Here is a 6505-nt window from a genome sequence, read left to right as displayed (position 1 = left end):
GCACGCAGACACTGGTTGATGACAATGAGATGCAGAGCAAGGCGGGGTTTGAAAATCCCCGCATATGAAGGAAACTGGTGACGGAAGGCACGCATGGGAGTGGAAAGGACATTGCCCGCCAGCAAAGCCAGTACAATCTCGCGCCATGCGATAGTTCCGGAATCCAGCAGCGCACCGGCCGCCGATATGGCAGGAGTGAACTCGGCCGCAATGTGCAGAATAACCACAGACAGCGTCTGCGGTTCCAGAAAAGCCAGAAACGTCACATGGTCCTGCATAAACCGCTCGACAACCGCAAAGCCGCCCGAGCGTTGCAAAACAAACACACAGCAGTACACCGGTATAGTGATATACAGAATGCGGGGCATGCGCCGGCGAAAACGCTGCAGGCTGCGCTGCACAGCCTCACCCCATGTGGCGGGCCTGTATTCTTCCAGACGGCATGACACACAGCCTTCGGGCACGGGGGGCAGAAAAATACGACCGAAAACAATGACAGACAGGGTACGCAGCACCGCTGCCGCCAGAGTCAGCCCTACATACACGGCCCCCACTCCGCCGAGAACAGAAACAACCAGCATGCCCATGCTGGGCAGGTGGACAAAATACGCTGGCATTGAATTGAAAATATTTGCAAAAACAAGCTCCCGCCGCGACAGTTCCCCTTTTTCGTGACTTTCGGCCAGCATGGTGTTTGCCGCTATGGAAGAAACAAACGCCAGAGAGAAGGCCGCACCGGAAACATCCCGCAGATGCCCCAGCTGCACCAGCGGTGCCGCCACTCTGGCGACTCCCCGCGTCCAGTTGAGCGCCTCGATAATATTCGCCGCCAGCAGGCTTACTGACAGAAAAAAAACAAGCCGCAGCAACGGCTTGACCAGCCCTGCCCACCATATATGGGCATCGGCCATCCATTCGAATCCCAGCGGCACTCGACCACCCTGTATCCTTTTTAGCGTAGCGGCGCGCTCACACGCGTTGCAGACCGGCGCCCTGCATCAGCCCCGCATGACAGGCCCGTCTTCCGGCCGTGCCGTCAGACTGCAGTGGACACCTGTTCCAGATAGTCACGTATCTGGCAGCACTCGTCCTCGCCCATATCGCGGAACTGCACCCCCAGCTGCAGCCGCGAAGCATCCTGCGCGATATTTTTCAGCAGGCACGAAACAGACACATCACCTTTGCCGGCAAAAAGTCCCAGACGCAGAATCAGCATATCGCCCACACCCAGACTTTTAACCGGATCAGAGGCCTTGACATCCAGCACCACTTTTCCGCCGCCGGGGCTCAGGTCGGCAAGCACGCAGCGGTATTCTCCGTGGCGGCAGTGCACCTTTCCCGGCAGCAGGCAGTCGACCCGCCTGTGCTGACGCAGATCAAGCTGTTCCACAAACTCCGGATATTCCACAAAAACAAGCGAGGCAGGTTTTAGCACATGGTTGAGGATGCATGTGCTGAAGCCGAAAATGCTGCCCCCCTGCATGTAGCGCACCGTCACACCTTCGCCCGGCAGCAGCTTGTTGCGTATGCCCGGTATGAGCGGCATCTTGAAAATAAGAAACTCGTACGGATACAGTCCGATGAGTTCCGACGAAAGATTTTCGCGCATCCCGCTGAAGTTCAGGAGCAGACGTGTTCCCGTTCCGATGGAAAGACTGACTCCGGCGCTGCGTCTGGCCTGTGCCGGTATGGCTTCTGCCTGCATAAAAAACACCCCTTATGAAAACACCCGGGTCTGTTGTTCAGCCTGCAGCCTGCGTGTCCGGCGGCAGCCCGCCACGCGAAGCATGCCCGCGGGCAATGGTATCGCACAGTTCGTTTTCCGGATGCCCGCTGTGTCCGCGCACCCAGTGAAATTTGACAGTATGCCGGGCCAGCAGCGGCAGCAGCCGCAACCACAGGTCTTTATTTTTTACCGGCTTCCGGGCGGCCGTTTTCCACCCGTTGCGCTGCCACGAATCAAGCCATTTTTTTTCAACGGCATTCCGCACATACTGCGAATCGGTGTACAAATTAACAGTACACGGCTCCTGCAGAGCTTCCAGCCCTTCGATAACAGCCAGTATTTCCATGCGGTTGTTGGTTGTACCCGAAAAACCGCCCCCCAGTTCCTTCTGTGTGCCGGCATACCGCAACACCGCGGCCCAGCCTCCGGGACCGGGGTTGCCAAGGCACGACCCGTCCGTGAATATATCCACTTGTTTCATAAATGTATCGCCGTCAAGGGCGGCCAAGGCCGCTCCATATTTTTTTGAGTGCATCCGCAAGGGCCAGTCCCCACTGGCCGTTTTCAAAATAAGGGATAAAGTGGGTATTCTGCAACGAATACATGAATTCTTCGCCCAGTGACTTGCGCACCAGCGGGGGAAACTCGACCAGCACCTGATTGTGGGCAGGGCTGATAATGATAAACAGCGTGCGGGAATCAGGCTGCGGCAGGGTCACCTGCCCCTTGCGCACCTGAATGCGCACCACAATGCCGTATTCGGCATTGAATCTGGTAGCCATCACCCGCAAACCTTTCAGGTCATCTTCAGTCAGCAGACCGGTTTCGTCCCATACTGCCCCGCGCGACTGCAGGTTTTGCAGTGCCGCGCCGGAATTGTACCAGAACCCCCAGCCGCACAGCGCGAACACGCCAAGCAAAAGCAGCAGCCTGAACAGCTTTTCACCAAAGCTGCCGCCCCTTACAAGCGGGCTGCGTCTGCCGCCCCGCGCTCTGAAAAACATCTGTCAGTTCTCCCCGCCGCCTGCGGCGGCCATATCCAGTATGGCCCGGGCATACCGCTGCTTCAGGGCATCCATATACGCCACATCCACAGGCCCTTTCCATGTGACAACTTCCTTGAACCGCTTGGGAATACGCACCGCATTCACATCGTATCCGGTGGCAATCTTCAGCCGCCACCGTTCGCGCTGCACCATGCGTCCCGCGTCCGTCAGCGCGTCGGCAGCCTCAGTCATGCCCAGTGAAGACAACGCCTCCTGCAAGCGTTCCGGCGTATAGGCTTTGCGGGCGAACATGCATGAAACCATACAGTTAATAAGCACTCGCTTATGCTCGTCATCCACCAGAAAATCTATTGCCTTATCGACGTCCTTATCCTTGGCCGACTGGTCGTATGCGTACCCGCCGCTATCCAGATGCGAATGACGGAACCCCATGGCCTGCGAAACAAAAAACACTTCGCCGGTGGCATACCCGGCCATTTCCTGCCCCAGCACACAGGTAAAATCTTCGCCGCCGTATTCTGCCGCAGCTTTGGCGGCGCCCTGTCCCAGCAGACGGTAAAAATCGTTGGTGCCGCGCACCAGATGCCCCATGGCGGCAATAAAGCTGTGCACATCGCCGAACCGCAGCGGCACGACAGTCTCTTTTTCGCTTATCACACCTTTTTCCAGCGCTTCTGCCGCCCATGCCAGCGCCACGCCGCTGCTCATGCAGTCCAGCCCCACCTTTTCGGTTTCATCCAGCAGCGCCAGCACGCCAGAGGCGTTGGTAATGCCCAGCATGGAGCCTTGTGCAAAGATAGGTTCGTAGTCGTAAGACACCTGCTTGTACAGATATTCATGATCGCTGGCGAATTGCTGGCGCAACAGCCCTATGTGAATGCAGCCCACGGGACAGCCGGCGCAGGCAGTCTGACGCAGCAGCAACTGTTCTGCAAAGCGCTCGCCTGAAATGCCGTCTATCTGCGGGTCCGATGTCTGCTGCAGGTTGCGCCACGGCAACGCATGCAACTCATTAAGCACAAGCAGATTTTCCGCCGTACCGAGATCATGATACTTACGCATCATGTCCGTACCGGTGACATCTGAATAAATCTTTTTGAAAAGAGCGGGATAGGCTTTTCCTTCCGGCAGCGTGAAACTGCCGTCACCCAGCACCACGATACCTTTGAGCTTTTTGCCCCCCATCACAGCGCCCGACCCCATCCTGCCGAAATGACGAAACGAATCGACATTGATGCAGGCGTAGCCCAGACCGTTTTCTCCCGCGGGGCCGATGCGCAGCGAGCTGCGGTGTCCGTGCCTGTCGGCGCCGAACCTGCGCATATATTTGCCCGCCGTAAACACATCCTGCCCGCGCATGTAGTGCACATCATGCATTTCCACCCGACGCGACCCCACCACAAGACACGAAAGAGACCGGGCCCTGCCGGTAATCATCAGCGCATCGTAACCGGAAAACCGCATGGCCAGCGCCAGCCGGCCTCCTGCATGGCTTTCGGACCATTCGCCGGTGTACGGAGAACGGAATCCGCAGACAACTTTGCTCATCAGCGGAAAAAAGCCCGTAAGCGGACCGATGGCGAAAATCAGCGGCTGCCGCGGGTCATCGGCGGGAGCGTCCGCCAGACCGTATTCGGTGTACAGTGCCGCCGCCAGACCGCTGCCGCCCAGATGCGCGCTGCGGGTGCCGAAACTGATAACCCGCGATGCCCCGCTCTCCATGTCCACATGCAGAACTCTTGACGATGTGAAATCAATACGCATCACTGGCCTCCGTGGTCGCGACCGGTCCCGGTGCCCTGCCCGCCGCCGTATTCCTGCCGGCCTTCATCGGCATCTGCCAGCTCAAGACAGGCATGCGGGCAGAAAGGCACACAGCGCCCGCAGTGAATGCAGACGTAGGGAAACGACTCTTCAGGATCGATATAAATGGCCTCAACAGGACAGGCCTCCGCACAATTGCCACAGCGGATGCACAGCGACCTGTCCACTTTGACACCGCCGCCCTTGCGCTGTGAAAATGCTCCGGTGGGGCAGGCGGTGGCACACGGGGCGGGATTGCACGCCACGCATGTGCGCGCCTCGAACCCCGTGGAAAGACCGCCGGCCGAGGAAATTCTGATTCCTGCCGTATTCCATGAAAGCCTTTTGTGCACCAGACGCGCACAGGCCAGTGAACAGGAATGACATCCTATGCAGCGCTCCATGCGTGAAGCGCGTAAAATCTTCATACGCGTAACTCCGTACCGCCGCTGAAGCGCGGTCTGCAATGCTGCTGCAGGGCAACCCGCAGCAGTAAAAATGATACACCGCCTGCAGCGCGCGCCGCAGGCATCCGCGCCGTTTTCAGGCCTGCGCCTTCACAGCCTGTGCTACCCAGTCCCGCAGAGGATTTTCAACAATGGCACGTATCTGTGCCAGTCTCTCGGCCGTCTGCGCCTCAAAGCGCAGCACCAGCACAGGCTGGGTGTTGGAAGCGCGCACAAGTCCCCAGCCATCTTCAAACAGCAGCCGCACACCGTCAATGGTATCTACTGTATACCGGCTGCCGAAAAATTCCTGCGCTCTGCGTACAATGTCAAACTTCACGGCATCGGGGCATTCCATATGCAGTTCCGGCGTACTGGCTGTTTCCGGCCAGCCCGGCATGGCCGAAACAGGCTGATCCGACGCCGCAAGAATTTCAAGAAAACGCGCGGCTCCGTAAATGGCGTCATCAAAACCGTACCAGCGGTCATTGAAAAACATGTGACCGCTCATTTCCCCCGCCAGCTTGGCATCTGCTTCAAGCATTTTGGCCTTCATGACCGAATGTCCGGTTATCCACATCAGCGGGCGGCCACCGTGCTGTTCGATATCTCTGAAAAGCAGATGCGAGCACTTCACGTCTCCCATTACCAGCGCACCGGGAAAACGGCGCAGCGTATCGCGGGCATACATGGCCAGCAGCTGATCGCCGAACAGCAGCCGCCCGTTTTCGTCCACCACGCCCAGCCTGTCCGCATCACCGTCCAGTCCTATGCCGCAGCAGGCTTTTTCAGCCCGCACGCGTGCCTGCAGGTCACCCATGTTTTTTTCCACCACAGGATCCGGATGATGGTTGGGAAAACTGCCGTCCGGCTCGCAGTACTGCTCCACAACATCGGCGCCGATACGCCGCAGCAGCTCCGCACACACCAGCCCCCCGGCTCCGTTGCCGCCGTCCAGCACCACCCGCACCGGCCGCCTGAGCGTTATATCGCGCGAAGCCGCCTCGATATAGTCCGGAATAATGTCCACATCGCACCCTGCGCCGCTGCCCGATTCAAAATCGCGTGCGGCCAGTATGTCGTATATGGCTGTTATCTGGTCTGTATGAATGGTGGTGCGGCCCGCCCACACCTTGAACCCGTTATATTCAGGCGGATTATGGCTTGCAGTGATGACAACCCCGCCCTGTCTGTTCAGGTGCCTGACCGCAAAATACAGCACAGGTGTAGGCACCATGCCCACACTGGTCACGTCCAGTCCGGTGGAAAGCATGCCGCGGGTCAGTGCGGCATGGTACCCCGGAGAACTGTGCCGGCAGTCGTGCCCCGTAACCGCCGCGCCGATGCCGCGCCGCAGCATATAGGTGCCCACGGCCCTGCCCAGCAGTTCCACCCATTCTTCATCAAAGTCCACATCCACCAGACCGCGAATATCATAAGCCCTGAAAACAGCCTTGTTAACCGGTTTCATACGTTCTCCGTTAGGTGCGACAGTTTCGTCCGCGTTGCGACATTCCTAAACT

At 58.4% G+C, this 6505-nt stretch carries 7 protein-coding genes; all 7 read right to left on the bottom strand.

All coding sequences use genetic code 11. From position 1 onward, the window contains the following. Window positions 1–911 (bottom strand): membrane protein (locus H586_RS20860; RefSeq protein ID WP_027182449.1); only part of this gene is annotated, 911 nt, incomplete at its 3' end. A gap of 125 nt (window positions 912–1036) precedes the next feature. After that, window positions 1037–1705, bottom strand: coding sequence for a flagellar brake protein (locus tag H586_RS0114975; protein WP_011368713.1), 669 nt, complete (start codon window positions 1703–1705; stop codon window positions 1037–1039). 37 nt (window positions 1706–1742) lie between these two features. After that, entirely contained in the window at window positions 1743–2207 is a 465-nt protein-coding gene (gene rnhA, locus H586_RS0114970; RefSeq protein ID WP_027182448.1) for a ribonuclease HI, read from the bottom strand. A 13-nt stretch (window positions 2208–2220) separates the two neighbouring features. Further along, window positions 2221–2730, bottom strand: a complete 510-nt coding sequence (locus H586_RS0114965) for a TPM domain-containing protein (protein ID WP_011368715.1) — start codon at window positions 2728–2730, stop codon at window positions 2221–2223. A 3-nt stretch (window positions 2731–2733) separates the two neighbouring features. After that, window positions 2734–4497 carry an aldehyde ferredoxin oxidoreductase N-terminal domain-containing protein gene (locus H586_RS19490; protein WP_034619339.1) on the bottom strand — a complete coding sequence of 588 codons (1764 nt, stop codon included), beginning with the start codon at window positions 4495–4497 and terminating at the stop codon, window positions 2734–2736. Next, complete coding sequence (locus H586_RS19485) at window positions 4497–4964, bottom strand: 4Fe-4S binding protein (protein WP_011368717.1); 468 nt, start codon at window positions 4962–4964, stop codon at window positions 4497–4499. The genes H586_RS19490 and H586_RS19485 overlap by 1 nt, the downstream gene beginning before the upstream one ends. A 115-nt stretch (window positions 4965–5079) precedes the next feature. Continuing rightward, the gene (locus tag H586_RS0114950) at window positions 5080–6453 is read right to left on the bottom strand and encodes a phosphomannomutase/phosphoglucomutase (RefSeq protein WP_011368718.1); all 1374 of its coding nucleotides are present in this window, start codon (window positions 6451–6453) and stop codon (window positions 5080–5082) included. Between the last annotated feature and the right edge of the window lie 52 nt (window positions 6454–6505).

It is taken from the genome of Oleidesulfovibrio alaskensis DSM 16109 (assembly GCF_000482745.1).
Lineage (GTDB): Bacteria > Desulfobacterota > Desulfovibrionia > Desulfovibrionales > Desulfovibrionaceae > Oleidesulfovibrio > Oleidesulfovibrio alaskensis.
Note: the sequence above shows the minus strand (reverse complement) of the source record. Positions and strands in the feature narration are given on the sequence as shown.

What these genes read in the sequence shown, in the direction of transcription:
- H586_RS0114950 (WP_011368718.1), bottom strand. Translation starts at nt 6,453, where the DNA reads ATGAAACCGGTTAACAAGGCTGTTTTCAGGGCTTATGATATTCGCGGT.
- rnhA (WP_027182448.1), bottom strand. Translation starts at nt 2,207, where the DNA reads ATGAAACAAGTGGATATATTCACGGACGGGTCGTGCCTTGGCAACCCC.
- H586_RS19490 (WP_034619339.1), bottom strand. Translation starts at nt 4,497, where the DNA reads ATGCGTATTGATTTCACATCGTCAAGAGTTCTGCATGTGGACATGGAG.
- H586_RS19485 (WP_011368717.1), bottom strand. Translation starts at nt 4,964, where the DNA reads ATGAAGATTTTACGCGCTTCACGCATGGAGCGCTGCATAGGATGTCAT.
- H586_RS0114965 (WP_011368715.1), bottom strand. Translation starts at nt 2,730, where the DNA reads ATGTTTTTCAGAGCGCGGGGCGGCAGACGCAGCCCGCTTGTAAGGGGC.
- H586_RS0114975 (WP_011368713.1), bottom strand. Translation starts at nt 1,705, where the DNA reads ATGCAGGCAGAAGCCATACCGGCACAGGCCAGACGCAGCGCCGGAGTC.